Below are 20,133 nucleotides of genomic sequence, written 5' to 3' on the forward strand. Positions count from 1 at the left end.
GGTGTGGTTATTTAATCGCTAATGAGAGGCATTGGGGAGCGCCACTCACCATCACATTTTGTACTGTGTGGATTTCGTTCTTTCTAATTGGCGCTGCCATCAAGTACTGGTATGCCTGACTTTCAATTCGACCAGGCGATTGAGTTCTATCGCAACAAAATAAAACTGCCAACCTCGGGCTGGACAGACATCTGGCAGGAACAGCACAGCCACGCCTTTGTGGTGGCCGGTGCCGCGCACGATGCCTTGGTCGAAGACTTCTTCAATGCGATCCAGAAGGCCAAGTGGGAAGGCGGCGGCTACGACGAATTCCGCACTCGGTTTGATGAGATCGTCGCCAAGCATGGCTGGGCACACAACGGCGCACCGGGCTGGCGTAGCAAGATCATCTACGACACTAATATCACGCAGGCGTACAACGCCGGGCGCTATCAACAGATGGTGTCGCTCAAGGAATTTCGCCCCTATTGGCGCTACCGGCACACCAGCATCGAGCACCCGCGACTGGAGCACAAGGCTTGGGATGGATTGACGCTTCCAGCCGATGATCCGTGGTTCCATGTTCACATGCCGCAAAATGGCTGGGGCTGCAAATGCAGGGTTGATTCGTTAACTCGTACCGAGGCCAAGCATATCTGGGATCAGGCCGGTAAGTCGGGGCCAGATACTGCACCACCCATCGAGTGGGAAGAGCGCGTGGTTGGAAAGAATGGAAGCAAACCACGTACAGTTCGCGTTCCCAAGGGTATTGATCCGGGCTTTGCCTACAACCCCGGAAAGGCATGGCTAGAGCCGCATACCGTACCGCCGCTGCAAGGCTACGATGCGGTGCTGAAAGAGCGTGGCACGCCGTGGCCGACCAGCTTTAAGGTTCCCGCACTTCCTAAACCGACCAAGATTCCAGCCGATGTGATTCTTCCTACTGAAACTGCGCCGGAGGTGGCGGTCGCTGATTTCCTCGATGTATTTGGCGCGAGCATGGAAATGGGGGCGGCGTTTACCGATGTGGCTGGCAGCACTCTGGCCATTACTAAGTCGCTGTTTCAGGATGGTCGGGGACAATTCAAGTGGCTGGCACAACCGGATAAGGTCGAGCGCCTGCGCTATGTGAATATGCTGGCGATGACGCTGATTGAGCCGGACGAAATCTGGTGGGTGTGGGAAAAGGATACAGCGGATAAGGGAAAATGGAGATTGAAGCGTATTTACTTGCGCGCCTTTGAGATAGAAGGAACCAATGAATATGCCATAGCGGTATTCAAGTGGGGTAGTAACGGCTGGACTGGCTCTACAACATTTGTCGCTGATCACAAGAAGGAAGAGTCCCGTCTGGCGTATTTTGATAAACAGCGTGATGGATTGTTGGTATTCAAGAAATGAAAAGCGGCCCGTAGGCCGCAATGTGGATCAGATATTGGGCAGTAGAGCCGAAACTCAGTCTGACGTCACCACGGAGATAACGATATGCTTTTCGAGATGAAATTTCAAGTGGAACATCTAAATCGTGCATTGGCAGCTGCGCGCAATTCCCTTGCCCATCCACAAGAGCTGCTCGGTAGTGTGGGGGATGCATTGTTGCGGGTGAACATAGACCGCCACAATGCCGGGCTGGCTCCTGATGGATCTAAGTGGAAAGAGTTGTCACCCATGACGCTCATAGAGAAACGCAAGGGCGGGCCACTGAATAAAACTGGCCGTATGCTTGAAAGTTTCAAGATACTTGGGCAGAAGACGACTGGTGATACTCTGGTACTTGGCTTTGACGGTACGACTGAGTCGTTACGAGCTGGTCTGCATCATTCAGGAACTCAGCCTTATACAATTTCCCCAAGAAAATCCAAAGCACTTAAATTCGGTGGGCTATATAGGAAGCGGGTAAACCATCCCGGTCTGCCTGCTCGGCGTTTGGTTGGACTTCCAGTGTCTGATCGGCAGCTGATTGCTGATGTCACCCACGACTATTTAACAGTGATATTAAATCGCGTTCGATGACTGATTAAATTGCATTTGAAGTGGGATTATTTCCGTATTAGTTCGGGTATTTCTCCATAATTCCTCCCGAATATCTCCCACTTTTACCCTAAAACTGTCCGGAAATCAGATTTTTCCTGTTTTGCCCTTATCTCTAGTATTCATGCGGCTTTCGGGGCTTTTTTTACCTCCCTAATCCATCCAGTTTCTACCCCCTCCCTACTACATCATCCCTAGAGGCAACCGACAGGATGGTTACCAAATGCTGAGTATCATTGACGTAGTAGATTAGGCGAAATTGCGGAGTGGCGATTTTAATCTTGTAGCAGTCGGGCAGCTCTCGCAAAGCATCCTTTGCGATACGCGGCTGCTGTAAGCGCTCCTTAGCGAGTTTTTCCTTGAAGCGTCGTTTGACGCTACCGTCCAATTTGGCCCATTCTTTCTCGGCCTCTGGGTGGATGGCTAGCTCAAAGCTCATCCAGTGTGACCCTGCGGGCTGTGTTCAAGGTGGCGAGGCGATTCTTGGCACGCGTATCCGCCACCCGGTCGGCGATGGAATCCAGCATGGCTTCCATCATGCGGGGCGATACGATATAACCAGCAGGCTTGTTGTGATTAAGTATAGCGACCGCCTGATCCTCGTCCTCGGCACGTTTGAGTATGCGGGTCGGCGACTCTCTCAATTCGGTGACACCGATGCTGATGGCTGCGTGGATAGCGTTCATGATTGCGTCCTGAATAATGTACGGATTAGTGTACGTATTTGGGCGCATCGGGTCAATCACAATCCCAAACAAAAGGCGGCCTTCCGGTCGCCTTTCGCAGTCTGGATTCCCGCTTTCGCGGGAATGGCAGTTACCCCACCCACTTCCTCGCGTTCTGGAACATGCGCAGCCAAGCGCCATTCTCCTGCCACTCGGGTGGATACCAGGAATTCTGCACGGCACGGAACACGCGCTCGGGGTGCGGCATCATGATCGAGAAGCGACCATCCGGCGTGGTCAGGCCGGTGATGCCTTGCGGGCTGCCGTTGGGATTGAGCGGATAGGTCTCGGTCGGCTTGCCGGTGTTGTCCACGTAGCGCAGCGCGACCAGCGCCTTGTTCATCTGCTCGGCGCTGGCGAAGTCAGCATAACCTTCGCCGTGGGCGACGACGATAGGCATGCGACTGCCCGCCATGCCGTCGAACAGGATGGACGGAGAGTCCTGCACCTCCACCATCACAAAACGCGCTTCGAACTGCTCGGACTGGTTGCGCGAGAAGTGGGCCCAGTTTTCCGCGCCGGGGATGATCTCGTGCAGGTTGCTCATCATCTGACATCCGTTGCACACGCCCAGTGCGAAGGTGTCGTTGCGCTGGAAGAAGGCTTCGAACTCGTCGCGGGCACGCGGATTGAACAGGATGGACTTGGCCCAGCCCTCGCCTGCGCCCAGCACGTCGCCGTAGGAGAAGCCGCCGCAGGCGACCACGCCTTTGAAATCAGCCAGTTTGACACGACCGCTGATGACATCGCTCATGTGTACGTCCACCGCATGGAAACCGGCACGATCAAACGCGGCGGCCATCTCGACGTGGCCGTTCACGCCCTGCTCGCGCAGGATGGCCATGCGGGGTCGGGTGCTGAGTATCGAGTGCTGAGTTCCGAGTGCCGAGTCAGACGTATTCGGGTCGTAGCTGAGTTTGACGTGCAGGCCGGGGTCATGGGCATCCAGCAGGCGGTCGTATTCCTGTTGTGCGCAGGCCGGGTTGTCGCGCAGCTTCTGCATCTGGTAGGTCGTTTCCGACCAGATGCGGTGCAGGTTGAGCAGCGTGTCGCTGAACAGCGTTTCGCTCTGACGGCTGATGACGATGTTGCCCGTAGTGTTGAGCGTAGCGACGGGGTGGATCTCGACCAGTCCGGCCTCGTAACAGCGGCCCAGCACCTCGGCCAGTTCGCTACGGCGCACTTGCAGCAACGCACCCAGTTCTTCGTTGAACAGCGCGCTCAAGGTACTGCCGTGCATCTCGTTCAGGTTCACGTCCAGACCGGTGCGGGCGGCGAACGCCATCTCGCACAGCGCGGCCAGCATGCCGCCATCCGAACGGTCGTGATAAGCCAGCAGCTTGCCATCGGCATTGAGCGACTGGATCACCTCGAAGAAGGTCTTCAAGCGGGTGGCATCGTCCACGTCCGGCGCGACATCGCCGACCTGCTTGTACACCTGCGCCAGCGCCGAGCCGCCGAGGCGGTTCTTGCCCAAGCCGAGGTCAATCAACAAGACGACGCTATCGGCATCGGCCACCAGTTGCGGGGTGAGCGTCTTGCGCACGTCGGGCGTGGGCGTGAAAGCAGAGATGATGAGCGACAGCGGCGCGGTGACAGCCTTGCTCTCGCCGCCCTCTTTCCACGTGGTCTTCATGCTCATCGAATCCTTGCCCACCGGAATGCTGATGCCCAACGCCGGGCACAACTCCATGCCGACCGCCTTGACGGTATCGAACAGCGCGGCATCTTCGCCGTGGTGACCGGCGGCAGCCATCCAGTTGGCGGAAAGCTTAATGTCGCCGATCTTGGCGATACGTGCTGCGGCGATATTGGTGATAGCCTCACCGATGGCCATGCGGCCCGAGGCCGGGCCGTCGATGATGGCGATGGGCGTGCGCTCGCCGATGGCGAAGGCCTCACCCAGATAGGTGTTGTAACCCATGGTGGTGACGGCCACATCGGCCACCGGCGTTTGCCACGGGCCGACCATCTGGTCGCGCGCAGTGAAACCGCCGACGGTACGGTCACCGATGGCGATCAAAAAGGTCTTGTCGGCCACCGACGGCAGGCGCAGCACTCGTTCGACGGCTTCCTTGAGGCTGATCCCGCTGGTGTCGAACGCAGGCAGTTTCACCGCTTCGCGCGTCACCTTGCGCGTCATCTTGGGCGGCTTGCCCAGCAGCACAGACAGCGGCATGTCCACCGCGTCGTTGTCGAATTCCTCGTCATGCACCACTAGACGGTCTTCGCTGATGGCGCGACCCAGCACGGCGAACGGACAACGCTCGCGTTCGCACATGGCCGCGAACTCGTCCAGACGCTCCGCCGGAATCGCCAGCACGTAACGCTCCTGCGACTCGTTGCTCCAGATCTGCATCGGCGACATGCCGCGCTCTTCGTTCGGCACATTGCGCAGCTCGAAGCGCGCGCCCTTGCCGCCGCCGTGCACCAGCTCCGGCAAGGCGTTGGAAATACCGCCCGCGCCGACATCGTGGATGCTCAAGATGGGATTGTTGTCACCCAGCTGCCAGCAGCGGTCGATGACTTCCTGCGCCCGGCGTTCCATCTCGGGGTTGCCGCGCTGCACGGAGTCGAAGTCCAGATTCTCGGCGTTGGCTCCCGTGTCCATCGAAGATGCCGCGCCGCCGCCCAGACCGATCAACATGCCAGGGCCACCCAACTGGATCAGCAGCGCGCCTTCCGGCAGATCGTGCTTGTGGGTGTGCGATGCCGCGATGCTGCCGACCCCGCCCGCCAGCATGATGGGCTTGTGATAGCCGCGCACCTCGCCGTTGACGCTTTCCTCGAAGGTGCGGAAATAACCCGCCAGATTGGGACGGCCGAACTCGTTGTTGAATGCCGCGCTGCCCAGCGGGCCGTCCACCATGATCTGCAAAGGTGTGACGATGCGGCCAGGCTTGCCGACGGGATCGGCTTCCCACGGCTGTTCGAAGCCGGGGATGTGCAAGTTCGACACCGAGAAACCGGCCAATCCAGCCTTGGGCTTGGAACCGATGCCGGTCGCGCCTTCGTCGCGTATCTCGCCGCCGGAGCCGGTGGCCGCGCCCGCGAACGGAGCGATGGCGGTCGGGTGGTTGTGCGTCTCCACCTTCATCAGCGTGTGAGTCAGCTCGGTGCTGAATGCGTAGCTGCCGCCCGCGCGCGGATAGAAACGCTCGACCTCGGCCCCTTCGATGACGGACGAGTTGTCGGAATAGGCAATCACCGTACCTTCGGGGTGCAGCTTGTGGGTGTTGCGTATCATGCCAAACAGCGAGATTGCTTGCGCCTCGTCGTCGATGACCCAGTCGGCGTTAAAGATCTTGTGGCGGCAATGTTCGGAGTTCGCCTGCGCGAACATCATCAACTCGACATCGGTGGGGTTGCGTTGTAGCTTGCCGAAGTTCTCCACCAGATAGTCGATCTCGTCCGGCGACAGTGCCAGACCCAGTTCGCGGTTGGCGGTTTCCAGCGCCGCTTTGCCGCCGCCCAGAATGTCCACGCGGGACAGCGGCTGCGGCTCGCCGTGACGGAAAATCTTGTCAGCAGCGGTATCGATCTCGCTCAAAACCGATTCCGTCATGCGGTCATGCAGCAGCGGCAACACGGCTTGCAGCTCGGCTTGCGTCGGTGCCGCTCCATTCTGGCCCGCCAGATAGAACACCACGCCGCGCTCGATACGCTCTATGGTCGGCAGCGCGCAGTGCTGGGCGATGTCCGTCGCCTTGGACGACCACGGCGAGATGGTACCCAGTCGCGGCACCACCAGCAGCCGTGTCAGCGTGGCAGCGCCCTCCGGCTCACCTGCACCCACATCCAGCCCCAGCAGACGATCCAACCGGCTACCCTGCTCTGCCGACAAGGCCTGACTCGTGGCCACGAAATACAGATGACGGGTGGCGACGATGTGGACGTTGGGAACGACGGCGAGCGCAGCAGCGCGCAATTTTTCGAGACGGAAGGCGGATAAGGCGGATTTGCCGTGACGGACGAGGGACATGACAAGCACTCGGGGCGAAATAATGAGTTGCGATTATACTATGCACCCCAAGCGCATCCGAACGAAAAACACGTGCCCATCCCGACGATCTCGCAGCCGCAAGTCGCCTCCCTGCTCAATCCACGCCCAAGCGACAGCCACAAGGGCCTGTTCGGTACGGTGATCGTGGTCGGCGGTGACAGCGGCATGGTAGGTGCCGCCCTGCTGGCGAGTCGGGCGGCGCTTAAGATGGGCGCGGGCAGCGTGCATGTCAGGCTGCTGGCAGAGAATGCACCCAGCGTGGATCCCGTGCAGCCGGAACTGATGTTGCACCGAATAAGCAACTCATCGCACTCCCCTCTCTCCAACCCTCTCCCGCTCGCTAGAGAGGGGGAGAATGTGAGCGGCATCCTTAATCCTGTACGGGTTCTCGGTTGCGGCATGGGCGTTTCGGCGCGGGCACAGCGCCTGTTGCATGACTCACTGTGGTCGGATGCGCCTCTGGTGCTGGATGCCGACGCACTGAATCTGATCGCCGCCCATGCCGACCTCGCTGCGCTGCTGCGCGAGCGCACTGCGGCCACCGTACTCACGCCGCACCCCGGTGAAGCCGCGCGCCTGCTGGCTTGCCGTAGCGCCGATATCCAGTCCGACCGCCCCGCCGCCGCCCGTCAGCTGGCCGAACGATTCCGCTGCACCGTCGTCCTGAAAGGCGCGGCCAGTCTGGTCGCCAGCGCGGATGGCGCGTTGTCCACGAACACCACCGGCAATCCCGGCATGAGCGCACCCGGCATGGGCGACGTGCTGGCGGGCATGATTGCGGCGTTCATCGCCCAAGGTATCGAGGCCACGGCAGCGAGCAAGCTGGCCATCCATCTGCACGGGGCGGCAGGCGACATGCTGGCAGCGCGCGGCACGGGGCTCGGCATGACCGCAAGCGAACTCACCGACAGTGCGCGTCTCCTTTTGAACCAATGGCAAGCGAAGTGAAGCATGGCGAAAGACCTCACTGATTACAGCACCGTCGATTTCCTTCCCGCAGAGCTGCATGTGAGCTGCGGCCAAGTGTTGATGGACCGGCGGCAACAGCTCGCCATCGTCGCCAAACGGGATGAGGTGCAGGTGCAACTGGTGCGCGTGCAGTCAGGCATGCTCAGACTGACGACGCACACAGCACAACAGCTGGTGGACGAGTGGTCGGTCGCAGAGCTCCCCTGCGAGGAAGCGCTCCTCAGCTTGCAGTCACTGGGCAAGCAACTGGGAGCCACCCAGGCTGCCCGACAAGCACTGGAACGGCTCGTCAAGTGCGGGCGCGAGCCGCAACAAAAACAGTTATTCGCTTAGACAGAACGATGGCAACTTCGATCGACATTCGTGAGGAAGCGGGCGTACGCACGCTGCATTTCGGCTCGGACTGGATACAAGGCGCGATGCGCATCGCCCGCCCGTGGAATCTGGAGCTGGATTACACCCGCGAGATGATGACGGCGCTCTTACTTCGGGAAGACTCGCGCTACCCACGCAAAGTGCTGCTCATCGGCCTGGGCTCCGCCTCGCTCACCAAGTTCCTCTACCGCCATTACCCGCTGGCGCAGCTCGACGTGGTGGAGATCGACCCCGGCGTGGTCGCCGCCGCGCGGCAGTTCTTCAAGCTGCCCGACGATCCGCAACGCATCCGCCTGCACATCTCCTGCGGTGCAGACTTCCTGCTCAACAGCGGCAAGCAGTGGGACCTGATCCTGGTCGATGGCTTCGATGCACTGGGCCGCGCCGGGGTGCTGGACACGCAGACCTTCTACCTGATGTGCCGTGCCCACCTGAGCCAGCAAGGCATCATGGCGGTGAATCTGCTGGGGCGCAGCCGGGGTTTCAAGGCCAGCGTGGAGCGTATCCGCGAAGCGTTCGACGGACGCGCGCTGTGCTTCCCCTCCTGTGACTCCGGCAACACCATCGCCTTCGCCGCCGCAGGCGACAGCATCGAGATAGCGCTGGCCGACTTCAAGGAGGCCGCTCGCGAGCTAAAGGAAAAGACCGGCCTCAACCTGCTGCCCACCCTCGCCCGTGTCGAGCAGGCGCAAACCTGTGCCGGTGGTGTGCTGGTGATTTGACGCGGGTGTCGCACCGGAACGTGCCCGACCAAGACCCCATCGTGGGGTCAGGCCTCAAGGCTGCGCGGTCCGCTCCCCGGCATCGGCGCGCCAGCCTCCGCCCAAGGCCTTGAACAGATCGGCCACGGCGCTACGCTGAGCACGCTGGGCATCGAGTCGATTCAACTCGGCTTGCAGGTAGTTCCGCTCCACATCCAGCAGCTCCAGACGATTGGCGATGCCATGCTCGTAACGCAGCCGGGATTGGCGATGAGCCTGTTCCAGCGCCTCGGCGCGGGTGGTCTCCGCTTCCAGCACTTGCTGCGCAGCGGCCTGGGCGGCCAATGCATCGCGCACATCGCCGAAAGCGTTGGCCACCGCCTGTTTGTACTGCGCCAGCGCCCTATCGCGCGAGGCCGTGGCAGCATCCACCGCATACCCCACCCGCCCCGCGTTGAAGATCGGCTGGGTCACGTTGGCCGCGAACTGGAAGATGCCCGCCGGGCCGCTGAACAGCCGGGCGAACGAGACGCTTTCACCACCGACGTAAGTCGTCAAGCCGATGGAGGGGAAGTATTGCGCGCGCGCCACGCCGATACGGGCGTTCTGTGCGATCAGATTCTGCTCGGCTTGCCGCAGGTCGGGGCGGCGCAACAACAAGTCCGAGGGCAATCCGCCAGGCACGAAGGCAGCGGCCTGGCCGGGAGCGCCCAGCTCCACTTCGGCATCCATCACCGCACGAGGCGAACGCCCCAGCAGCAACGCCAGCGCAGTCTCCTGCCGGTCGCGCGCCTGTGTCAGGCTGGCCATCTGGCTGCGCACGGCAGCCGCATCGGCTACGCTCTGCTGCAGGTTGTATTCCGACAGCACACCAACGGCCACCCGTTTGCGATCCAGCTCCAGCGTCTCCTCGCGCCCGGCCAGCGCGCGCTTCAATGCCGCTTCCTGCGCATCCAGCGCCAACAAGGCGAAATATTGCTGGGCGACCTGGGCGGTGAGCGACAGGCGCACCCCGTCACGCGCGGCTTCGCTCGCCAGCAGATCGGCACGGGCGGCTTCGCTGGCCCGGCGGAACCTGCCCCACAGATCCAGCTCGTAGCTGGCGTTCAGCGTGGCGTGGTAGAAGTTCATGGTGCGCGGCAAGGTGGCCGGACGCGGGAAGCTGCCTATCATGGTGTTCTTGGTGCGGCTGCCGCTCAGGTTGCCGCTGACCGTCGGATACTGGTCGGCTTCGGTGTTGCCGAGTTGGGCGCGAACCTCCATCACGCGGGCCAGCGCGACTTGCAGATCCGCGTTGTGCGCCAACGCCTCCTGCTCCAGTCTGTCCAGTACCGGATCGGCGTACAGCCCCCACCAGCGCTCGGACTGGGTATCGGCAGACTGCGCCGCCGCAGTGGCCGCTTGTGGGGTCGCCCAGCCCTGAGGCAACTCCAGGTCCGGACGCTTATAGTCCGGTCCGGCGGCACAGGCGCTCAACAACCCGGTTGCCACCAATGCGGCCAGCAGGCCCGGATACGCTGTTTGCAAGACTCGCTCACGCATGATCGTCCTCCTCGTGATGCACGGGTTTGCCGGGGAAGTAGCGACGAACCACGATGTAGAAGACCGGGATGAAGAACACGGCCAGTGCAGTGGCGGCGAACATGCCGCCCATCACGCCGGTGCCCAGCGCGTGGCGGCTGTTTGCCCCCGCCCCGCTGGAGATGACCAGCGGCAATACGCCGAAGATGAAGGCGATGGAGGTCATCAGGATCGGGCGCAGGCGCAGGCGACAGGCTTCCAGCGTCGCTTCCACCAGTTCGTGCCCCCGGTCTTGCAGGTCACGGGCGAACTGGATGATGAGGATCGCGTTCTTCGCCGCCAGACCGATGATGACGATCAGGCCGACCTTGAAATAGACATCGTTCGGCAGATCGCGCACGAACACCGCGAGCAAGGCGCCGAGGATGCCGATGGGCACCACCAGGATCACCGCGAACGGTATGGACCAGCTTTCATACAACGCCGCCAAACACAGGAACACGGCGATTACCGACAAGCCGAACAGCAAGGGTGCCTGGTTTCCGGAAATCCGCTCCTCCTTGGACGTGCCGGACCATTCGAAGCTGAATCCGGGCGGCAGCTTGGCGGCGATCTCCTGCATCGCTTGCATGGCTTCGCCGCTGCTGTGACCGGGTGCCGGACTACCGGCGATCTTCACCGAAGGCAGGCCGTTGTAGCGGTCGAGCTTGGGCGCACCGAGTATCCAGCGCGGGACGCATATCTCGGACAGCGGCACCATGCCGCCCCGGGCATTGCGCACCGGCAGGCGCAGGATGGAGTCGATATTGGCGCGCGCGTCCGCACTGGCCTGCATCTGTACCCGCAGGATGCGGCCACCACGCACGAAGTCATTGATATAGGCCGAACCCAGTGCAGATTGCAAAGTGTCGTTCAGATTGGCCATGTCGATGCCCAGCGCCTGCGCCTTGATACGGTCGACATCCAGCATCAGTTGCGGGCCGGGCTCCTGCCCCTCAGGACGGATGCCGGTCAGCACCGGACTCTGGCTGGCCATACCCAGTACCATGTTGCGGGCATCCAGCAACTTGTCGCGCCCTTGTGCGCCGCTGTCCTGCAAACGAAAATCGAAGCCGCCGACAGCCGCCAGCTCAGGGATGGGCGGCACATTGATGGAAAAGATCATCGCCTGCTTAATGCCGAACAGCGACATGTTGGCGCGTTTGACCAGTGCCGCCGCCGAGCTGTCCGGCGTGGTGCGCTCGTCCCAATCCTTGAGGCGCACGAAAGCCATACCGGCATTCTGCCCGCGTCCGAAGAAGGAGAAACCGGCCACGCCGATGACGTGCTTCACCTCGGGTTGCTTGAGGTAGAACTGCTCCACCTGTGAGATCACGTCCAGCGTGCGCTCCTGCGTGGCTCCGGGCGGCAACTGGATGACGGTGAAGAAATAACCCTGATCTTCGTCCGGCAGGAAGCTGGTCGGCAACTGCAACAGCAGCGCGGCCATGGCGGCCAGGATGGCCGCATACACGGCGAACGCGCGACCGGTGCGGCCCAAGATACGCTTAAGCGCGGACTGGTAACGATTCGAGGTACGAATGAAGAAGCGTGCAAAATCGCCGAAGAAACCGGGCTCCTCTTCCGGCTTGTGGCCTGCCGTGATCGGCTTGAGGAAGGTGGCGCACAAGGCGGGAGTCAGGGTCAGGGCCATCAGCACCGAGAAAGCCATCGCCATAATCAGGGTGACGGCGAACTGGCGATAGATCGCGCCGACCGAGCCGCTGAAAAACGCCATCGGCACGAACACCGCTGACAGCACCACGCTGATGGCGATGATGGCATTGAATATCTGGCCCATCGCCTTGCGGGTGGCTGCGCGCGGCGGCAAGCCATCTTCGGACATGATGCGCTCGACGTTCTCCACCACCACGATGGCATCGTCCACCACGATGCCGATAGCCAGCACCATGGCGAACAGGGTCAGGATGTTGATCGAGAAGCCGAACAGGTACAGGCCGACCATGGTGCCGGTCAGTGCCACCGGCACCACGATGGCCGGGATGAAGGTGGCGCGCAGATTCCCCATGAACAGGTACATCACGAAGAACACCAGCAGCATCGCGACACCCAGCGTCATCAACACCTCATCGATGGAGATCTCGACGAACTTGGAGGTGTCGTACGGAACTTCCCAGCTGATGCCCTGCGGGAACTGGCGGGAGAGCTCGGTCATGCGGGCCTTGACCGCCTTGGCGGTCTCCAGCGCGTTGGCACCGGGGGCCAGGCGGATCGCCACCGCAGAGGCGGGCTGACCGTCCAGACGTGCGGCGACGGAATAGTCCTCCGCCCCCAGCTCGACGCGGGCGACATCCTTGACCCGCACGGTAGAGCCGTCCGGATTGGCGCGCACGACCACCTCGCCGAACTCTTCAGGTGAGGACAAGCGGCTCCTGGTAACGATCACCGCGTTCAATTGCTGGCCGCGCGCAGCCGGGAGTTGACCCAGTTCGCCCATCGCCAGTTGGGTGTTCTGTGCAGCCACCGCCTTCTTCACATCCCCCGGGGTCAGGTTGTAGGCGTAAAGCTGCTCCGGCTTCAGCCACAGGCGCATGGAGTATTCGGTGCCGAACAGCGTGGCTTCGCCAACACCCGGCACGCGCAGTATCTGGTCAAGCACGCTCGATGCGGCATAGCTGCCCAAGGCCACATTGTCCTTGCTGTGGTCAGGCGAGATCAGGGCGATGAACATCAGGTAGTTGCGCGCCGACTTGCCGACGGTGATCCCGGCACGCTGCACTTCCTGCGGCAAGCGCGATTCGGTGCGCTTAATGCGGTTCTGCGTCTCGACCGAAGCCACATCCAGATCGGTACCCGCCTCAAAGGTGAGCGTGATGGTGCCTCGCCCCTGCTCGGAGGACGACTCCATGTACATCAGGTGTTCGATGCCATTGAGCTGCTGCTCGATGAGCGCGACGGCAGTGTCTTCCACCACCTGGGCCGAGGCGCCGGGATAACCGATGCTGACCGCGATGGCAGGCGGCGCAACCGCCGGATAGGCCGAGACCGGGAGCTTCTGGAAGGCCAGCCCCCCCGCCAGCAGGATGACCATGGCAATCACCCAGGCGAAGATGGGCCTGTCGATAAAGAATTTGGCGAACACGTCGGCCCCCTGTTAGCTAGTTATCTTGGCGGCGGCACCCGGCTTCGCGGGAGCGGCCGGGACGGGCTCAGGCTTGGCCGGTTGCGGCGCGGCGGGCGCAGGCGTGGGCGCAGTGGCAGCTGGCGGATTGAGCGGCACCGGCTTGACGACACTGTCCGGACGCGCCTTCTGCAAGCCGTCCACGATCACCTGCTCACCACCCTGCAAACCCTCGGTCACGATGAAATCACTGCCAGCCATGCTGCCGGTCTTGATCGGACGCGGACTGACCTTGCCCTGCGCATCGACCACCATCACCATCTGCCCCTGCGGGCTGGCCAGTACGGCACGTTGCGGGATACTGATCACGCTGTCGGCGGCAGCCTGCGGGAAGCGTACAGTGACGAACATCCCTGGCAACAGGTCATAGTGCGGATTCGGGAACTCGGCGCGCAACGAGACGCTGCCGGTGGCGGGATCCACCGCCAGATCGGCGAACTTCATCTTGCCGGGCAACTGGTAGACGCTACCGTCTTCCAGCACCAGTTCGACCCGGGTGGTAGCCGGGTACTTCAGGTGTCCGGCTCGGACGGACTTACGCAAACGCATCGCCTCCGCTCCGGACTGGGTGAAGTTGACGTAGATCGGATCGACTTGCTCGATGGTGGTCAGCTGGGTCGCCTCGCCATGGCCGACCAGTGCGCCTTCGGTCACCAGCGCGCGTCCCACGCGGCCCGAGATCGGGGCCGGAACGCGCGTGTTCTCGTTGTCTATGGTGGCGCGCGCAAGTGCCGCCTCGGCCATGCGCTGCCGGGCCACCGCCTGATCGTATTCCTGCTGGCTGACCGCCTTGGCTTCGAGCAGCGGCTGATAGCGCTGGACAGTCTGCCTGGCGACCTCGGCATCGGCCTTGGCCGCATCGTAAGCCGCCCGATAGTTGCGCGCGTCGATCTGGAACAGCGTGCTGCCCGCCTTGACATCACTGCCCTCGGCGAACAGGCGTTTTTCGATGATGCCGTCCACCCTGGCCCGGACCTGTGCCGTGCGGTAGGCTTCCAGACGGCCCGGCAGATCCTGGGTCAGGGTCGCACTGCCCTTGTTCACGATGAGCACGCTCACCTCGGCAGGCGGCATACCGCCCGGCGGGCCGCCAGCAGGCTTATCCTTGTGGCCGCAAGCGGCAAGCGACAGGGCGACCGCAAGTGCGCCGACCGTGAAGACGAAAGAGCTACGTTCCATTGTTTTCTCCTGCTAAGCGTGCTGCGGAGCGTACATCCGCAAATAACCATCGACGATCTCGCCCACCCGGCTCTCCTCATCCTGGCAGACTGGACCGACACCAAAAAGCAAACGACTGCGCTCGTAACCTGCCAACATGGACATCAGCATCTCCGCTGCGAAGCAAGGATCCACCGCCCGCATGCGACCTTGCTCCATCGCATCGGCCAGCACGTTGGTCAGCAGGCTGAGCATCGCGCCTATGCTGGTATCGAACACTTCCCTGGTCAGCTCCGGGAAACGGGGGATCTGGCTTACGATGGTCCGGTAACCGGCCAGTCCGCACGGGCTCAGGGCATGGGCGCGGTAGGAATGCGCGAACCGGGTCAACATATCCCGCAAGTCCGGATTGCCCTGACTGAGGGGCAACGACACATCCTGCATCCACTCGCGCATCACGGCCACGAACAGCGCCTCCTTGGTCGGGAAGTGGTTGTAGAAACTCTGCCTCGCCACGCCAGCACGGCTGATGATCATGTCGATGCTGACATCGTAACCATGCTCCTGGAACAAGGCTGATGCCGCTTCAAAAAGGCGATCCCGTACGCTCTGGCTCATTGGATCAGTAGAGTAGACTGACAAGTCTAGATAGTAGTGTATTTTAGTTGGAATTGCCACCCGATTTACCGACCACACCACGCCGGAACGCCCCTGTCGCGTCAGTCCATCTCCACGTAAAGGCCGTCCGACCAGTCGGTCGCGTAAGACAAAGCAAGCTTGCTGGTCACTTGCCTATGTCTCTGTGATTCGAGGAAGTGCCGCGCCGCTGTCTCATTGACCAGGGTGACGATCACGCAATAGCGGCCTGCATGAGTCCGGCTGGCCCCTATACTTACCCGCGCCACCCCCGGGATGGATGCCAGCGAGCGTTGTGCCTCCTGCAACACCGGTTCGATGCCGGGCTTTCCGCTCGCCGTGTTGCCTACGGCCAGAGTCGCCACATATTCCACCTCCCCCACCGCTCTGCATTGGGCGGACACTTCGGCTGCGCGGCCATCGCTGCGCCAGGATTTGATACATCTGACCGCTTCGGCCCGCACATTCTCGGTGACTCCGTGCATCAGATCACGATAGACGGCACGATGATCGGCGGCCAGATTGGCCTTGATCCTTTTCGAGATGGCATCTGCCAAGCCAGTGTAGTAGTTGATCTTGGCGACCCCGTTATCGATGGCCTTGCGGTATTGCTCCAGAGTCAAGCCGGTCCCACCATGGAGCACCAAAGGGATGTCGACCGCCTGGTGTATCCTCACCAGACGTGCCAAGTCCATTTTGGAGCCTTTGGCATGGCCATGGACGTTGCCGACCGAGACGGCAAGGCAATCGATCCCGGTACGTTCGACATAGGCTTTGACCTCGCCAGCCGAGGTCAGTATCTGTTCGTCTCCACCCTCACCATCCACCGGCTCGCCGGGCACATGACCAAGCTCACCTTCAACCGTCACGCCGCACTGATGGGCCAGTTTCACGCACTCCGCCGTACGCCCGACATTCTCGGAGAAGCGCAAGGAGGAATGGTCGATCATGATGCCATTGCATCCCATCGACATCACGCGCTGGGCAAGCGCGCCATCACTCAGATGGTCGACATTGATCGCGACCGGCACGGTGGCTGTGTGTGCAGCTTGCATCACGAGCGGGATGAAGGATTCGAGCTCATCCTCGGCAAAATGGGTGGCGATCAGATTCAGCACTACCGGGGCACGCGTCTCCTCGGCAGCCTGCAACACCCCGGCCATGAACAGAGTGTCATCGATGCCGAAGGAACCCACCGCATAACGATGACGGTAAGCATGTTTCAGCATGTCGTTCAGATCCATCAACGGCATGTCTTCGACCTCCTCACATGGCGGACATCGGCACCCTGCGGCCCGCCTCACTATCCCTAGTCATCCTCACCCAACTCAGGGTCCCAACCAGCATCACGCGCCTGAGCGACCACAGCGCCGTAGGCCTCGGCATGACGCGACCGGAGAGGCTCAGGCAGTCGGCTGGGCAGATGGGCGTACGGCTCCCAGGCCGCATAGACCTGCTCGTAGAGGTTCTGCAGCCGCGCCGCGTCCCACCCCGTGCAAGCCTCAGCGTCCGGGATGATCCCGAACACCCGGCCATCCAGCACGATGCGGCCCAAATGAGTGAGTCCTCCGTTGATATCCTCGTCCAGTCCTACATAAGTCGTCATATTCATCGTGTCAGCCCCGCATACAGTAAAGGTAATCTCTCCGGCAACCGCGCCACATGATCGACGATCATGTAACGCTGTGCCCCGAATATCCGCGCGACATACTGGTCGGCACGCGGGTCCAGCGTCATGCAAAAGGTCTCTATACCCTGTCGCCCCATTTCCTCCACCGCCTTGCGCGCGTCATAACGCAGGTACTGCGGATCACGCACATCGATGTCGGCTGGCTCGCCATCGGTGATCACCAGCAATAGCTTCTTGGCTGAACGCTGCCGCACCAGATAATGTCCGGCGTGGCGGATCGCCGCCCCCATCCGCGTCGACAACTGGCCGCTCATGCCGGACAGTCGCGCCTTGGGCAGATCGCCATAGGGCTGGTCGAAATCCTTGTAGCGGTAGTATTCGACATCGTGCCTACCGTCCGAACAGAAGCCGTGGATGGCGAAGGGGTCGCCGATCTTGTCGATCGCATCCGCCAGCAGCACGGTGGCCTGGCGTTGCAGGTCGAGCACGGTGTAATCCTGTCCGGCCACACGCTCGTTGGTCGATTCGGACAGGTCGAGCAACACCATCACCGAGATGTCTCGCACCTTGCGTACCGCGCGCATCATGATGCGCGGATCAGGCTGTTGCCCCATGCGTATATCGATCAGCGCACGCGTCGCGGCGTTCAGATCCAGTTCGTCCCCTTCTTCCAGCTTGCGGATGCGCGTCACGCCCTGCGGCTGCAGGGCATCGAGCAGGAACTTCAGCCGCCCGATGGTAGGTCGATGGGCAGAGGTGATTTCATCGATGACCTGCAGGTCGCCCAACTTGGCACGCTTCTCCTGCACAGTGGCCCAGGCCGGACGTTCGAGCTGGATCTGATAGTCCCATTCGGCATAATGGAAAGGCGCAGAGACCGGCTCCCTACCTTCCATATCGTTGTAGGACTGCCCCATATCCTCATAGGGAAACAACTCGGTGCCCAACACCCAGATCTCTTCCGCATCGTCGCCCGCCGTCTCCACCTCCAGTTCGTTGATGAACTCCATCAGACTGACGTGCTTGCGCAGCTGCCTCGGAGCGCCATAGCCTGCAGCCAGAGCCTGGGCGGGATCGAACTCGGCGAACTCCCAGAAATAGCGGTTATCGTCGCGGTAGATGGCTTCGAGCACGTCGCTGCGAGGGTTGTAGGCGATGCGCTTCTCCAGGAAGGTATGGGCCAGTGTCACGCCTATGTCCCACGACACCTGGTTGTCCTCCAGCCTGTCACGGGCAGCCGCGAACAGGGCGCGCCCCTGCATGATCCAGGGGTCGTCGTCGGGATAGGCAGGGTCGAGCAAGGCGCGTGCCAAACGGTTCAGGTAGTCGCCGGCGCTGGCCGCCCGGCCCGCGTCGATGGTGTGGAAACGATGCCAGGCTTTGGCCAGCCCAGGGAAACGGGCTAGCGCCAATGCCTCGATACGCGCATCCTCAACAACACCGATCACCGCCATCTGCCAGGGAGTCAACGCCTCGGCGGAGATCGGTTGGCGGGTATACACGAGGTGAGCGGCTGCATGGGCTGCCGTGGCGCGATACACCTCCACTCCGGATACCGGCTCGCTCCCGCCGGTCCAGTCATCGTAGGCATCAGGCATATGAATGAAATATCCTTCGATGTAAGGCCGATAGCCCTCGCGCGACTCGTAGTCGCCCGAGGTCGGCCGCATGAAGAAATCTCGCGCCCACAATGCCCGCAGGTAGATATTGACCTTGCGCTGCGCATCGACGAACAGCGTACCCTTGCGCTCCTTCTGCAGCATGGCGAGCGATTCCTTCGAGGCCAGGCCGAAGTAGTTGGCTTGTGCAGGATAGTCGGTGCGGTGAGCATGCGCACCCCACATCGCCCAGCGGCGCAAGCCGCCCAAGGTGAGCTGCCCCAGCAAGGTCTCCAGATTCTCCAGCATGGGCCGGATACCGCGCGGTGCCTGAGCCAGCAATTGGGACAGGAACTGCAGGTAAGTGCCCATGAGAGTGGCATCCGCCAGACGAGCCGCAGCCACAGGTGCCGTGGCCAGTACCAGCTCGATCACTGCCCCAGAAGTCTTGGAGGCCATGGACAGCGCGGCCTGGACCAGGTCAGGCAGGATGTCCTCACCGATCTCCTTGGCCACCCGTGGCGCATGGTCGATCCAGGTGGCCACCAGCCCATCCCCCTTGCCCAGATGCTGCAGTGCCGTGGCTGCGGTGACATAGTTGGATAAGCCGCGCGCACTCAACACTTTGCACGCATCCGGCCACATGGCCTGCAGCGTCTCCTGCAAGCCGGGTGACCAGTCTTCCATCATCTCGCGATAATCTTCAAGGCTGAACGACATATCGTCTCCTAGCTGTTAAACCCTCCGCAGGCCACCCCGGCTCACGCCGGGCCAGGCCCCGCACTCAAAAGAAAGTGGTCACGGCTGCATCCAGCGCATCCCGCATGTCCGGGTCGTCCGTGATCGGTCGGACCAACGCCACCCGGCAGGCCTTCACCGGATCGACGCCCTCGGCGATCATGCTGCCCGCATGCACCAACATCCGGGTCGAGATACCCTCGTCCAGACCATGCCCCTTGAGATTGCGCGCGCGCTCGGCAATGGAGACCAGCTTGGCAGCCGCTTCCGGTGCCACGCCGCTCTCTGTCGCGATGATCTCCGACTCGATAGCCGCATCCGGATAGTTGAAGTCAAGAGCACCGAAACGTTGCTTGGTCGACTGCTTCAGGTCCTTCATCAGGTTCTGGTATCCCGGGTTGTAGGAGATGACCAGATGGAAGTCCGGATGGGCGTGAATGATCTCCCCTTTCTTCTCCAGTGGCAGCATGCGTCGACTGTCGGTAAGCGGATGGATCACCACGGTGGTGTCCTGACGCGCCTCCACCACCTCATCGAGATAGCAGATGGCACCCAAGCGGGCAGCGATGGCGAGCGGGCCATCCTGCCAGCGAGTGCCTTGGGCATCCAGCAGGTAGCGCCCGACCAGGTCGGAGGCGGTCATGTCTTCATTGCAAGCCACCGTGATGAGCGGCTTGCCCAACTTCCAGGCCATATATTCGACAAAGCGGGTCTTGCCGCAGCCGGTCGGCCCTTTGAGCATCATCGGCATACGGACGCGGTAGGCGGACTCGAATATCTCCACCTCGTCCGCCACATGGCGGTAATACGGCGGTTGCTGCACTCGGTACTGCTCGATCAGGTCGTTCATCGTAAGCTCCATCTTGGATTGAACACGGTAACGCAAGT

Annotated in this window: 16 protein-coding genes; 5 read left to right on the top strand and 11 right to left on the bottom strand. The window is 61.7% G+C overall.

From position 1 onward, the window contains the following. The first annotated feature begins 111 nt into the window (after window positions 1–111). On the top strand, window positions 112–1,380 hold the full coding sequence (locus DM08_RS07525) for a PBECR2 nuclease fold domain-containing protein (protein ID WP_035384026.1): 1,269 nt from the start codon (window positions 112–114) through the stop codon (window positions 1,378–1,380). Between the two features lie 84 nt (window positions 1,381–1,464). Then, complete coding sequence (locus DM08_RS12585; protein ID WP_081908823.1) at window positions 1,465–1,992, top strand: phage virion morphogenesis family protein; 528 nt, start codon at window positions 1,465–1,467, stop codon at window positions 1,990–1,992. Window positions 1,993–2,179: 187 nt separating this feature from the next. Here DM08_RS12585 and DM08_RS07530 read toward each other — a convergent pair whose 3' ends face one another. The 3 genes from DM08_RS07530 to purL all read right to left on the bottom strand — a co-directional run bounded on the left by DM08_RS07530 (window position 2,180) and on the right by purL (window position 6,717). Beyond that, entirely contained in the window at window positions 2,180–2,449 is a 270-nt protein-coding gene (locus DM08_RS07530; RefSeq protein ID WP_035384027.1) for a type II toxin-antitoxin system RelE family toxin, read from the bottom strand. Continuing rightward, window positions 2,439–2,696, bottom strand: a complete 258-nt coding sequence (locus tag DM08_RS13035) for a type II toxin-antitoxin system prevent-host-death family antitoxin (protein ID WP_035384082.1) — start codon at window positions 2,694–2,696, stop codon at window positions 2,439–2,441. The genes DM08_RS07530 and DM08_RS13035 overlap by 11 nt, the downstream gene beginning before the upstream one ends. Before the next feature lie 130 nt (window positions 2,697–2,826). Beyond that, entirely contained in the window at window positions 2,827–6,717 is a 3,891-nt protein-coding gene (gene purL, locus DM08_RS07540) for a phosphoribosylformylglycinamidine synthase (RefSeq protein ID WP_035384028.1), read from the bottom strand. Between the two features lie 72 nt (window positions 6,718–6,789). Here purL and DM08_RS07545 point away from each other — a divergent pair, with 72 nt between their 5' ends. Genes DM08_RS07545 through DM08_RS07555 form a run of 3 tightly spaced genes read left to right on the top strand, consistent with a single transcriptional unit; the run spans window position 6,790 to window position 8,804 of the window. After that, entirely contained in the window at window positions 6,790–7,686 is an 897-nt protein-coding gene (locus tag DM08_RS07545; protein WP_035384029.1) for an NAD(P)H-hydrate dehydratase, read from the top strand. Window positions 7,687–7,689: 3 nt separating this feature from the next. Beyond that, a complete protein-coding gene (locus DM08_RS07550; RefSeq protein ID WP_035384030.1) occupies window positions 7,690–8,040 on the top strand; it encodes a hypothetical protein in 351 nt (116 codons plus the stop codon). 8 nt (window positions 8,041–8,048) lie between these two features. After that, a complete protein-coding gene (locus DM08_RS07555; protein ID WP_035384031.1) occupies window positions 8,049–8,804 on the top strand; it encodes a fused MFS/spermidine synthase in 756 nt (251 codons plus the stop codon). Window positions 8,805–8,858: 54 nt separating this feature from the next. On the opposite strand, the gene DM08_RS07560 is transcribed toward DM08_RS07555, so the two are convergent. From DM08_RS07560 to DM08_RS07595, 8 genes are all read right to left on the bottom strand, one after another. Then, a complete protein-coding gene (locus DM08_RS07560; RefSeq protein ID WP_051937961.1) occupies window positions 8,859–10,325 on the bottom strand; it encodes an efflux transporter outer membrane subunit in 1,467 nt (488 codons plus the stop codon). Further along, window positions 10,318–13,446, bottom strand: a complete 3,129-nt coding sequence (locus DM08_RS07565; protein WP_035384032.1) for an efflux RND transporter permease subunit — start codon at window positions 13,444–13,446, stop codon at window positions 10,318–10,320. The genes DM08_RS07560 and DM08_RS07565 overlap by 8 nt, the downstream gene beginning before the upstream one ends. Window positions 13,447–13,458: 12 nt before the next feature. After that, the gene (locus tag DM08_RS07570; protein WP_035384033.1) at window positions 13,459–14,664 is read right to left on the bottom strand and encodes an efflux RND transporter periplasmic adaptor subunit; all 1,206 of its coding nucleotides are present in this window, start codon (window positions 14,662–14,664) and stop codon (window positions 13,459–13,461) included. Between the two features lie 12 nt (window positions 14,665–14,676). Continuing rightward, window positions 14,677–15,261, bottom strand: a complete 585-nt coding sequence (locus DM08_RS12295) for a TetR/AcrR family transcriptional regulator (protein ID WP_081908825.1) — start codon at window positions 15,259–15,261, stop codon at window positions 14,677–14,679. Between the two features lie 101 nt (window positions 15,262–15,362). Further along, window positions 15,363–16,532 (bottom strand): class II fructose-bisphosphate aldolase, encoded by a 1,170-nt coding sequence (locus DM08_RS07580; protein ID WP_051937965.1) that lies wholly within the window; start codon window positions 16,530–16,532, stop codon window positions 15,363–15,365. A 56-nt stretch (window positions 16,533–16,588) separates the two neighbouring features. Beyond that, window positions 16,589–16,885, bottom strand: coding sequence for a hypothetical protein (locus tag DM08_RS07585; RefSeq protein ID WP_343282988.1), 297 nt, complete (start codon window positions 16,883–16,885; stop codon window positions 16,589–16,591). A 2-nt stretch (window positions 16,886–16,887) separates the two neighbouring features. Then, a complete protein-coding gene (locus tag DM08_RS07590; protein WP_035384035.1) occupies window positions 16,888–19,227 on the bottom strand; it encodes a nitric oxide reductase activation protein NorD in 2,340 nt (779 codons plus the stop codon). Window positions 19,228–19,291: 64 nt separating this feature from the next. Further along, window positions 19,292–20,095, bottom strand: coding sequence for a CbbQ/NirQ/NorQ/GpvN family protein (locus tag DM08_RS07595; RefSeq protein ID WP_035384036.1), 804 nt, complete (start codon window positions 20,093–20,095; stop codon window positions 19,292–19,294). Window positions 20,096–20,133 lie beyond the last annotated feature (38 nt).

Origin of the sequence: Ferriphaselus sp. R-1 (genome assembly GCF_000746095.1) — a bacterium.
Classification (GTDB): domain Bacteria; phylum Pseudomonadota; class Gammaproteobacteria; order Burkholderiales; family Gallionellaceae; genus Ferriphaselus.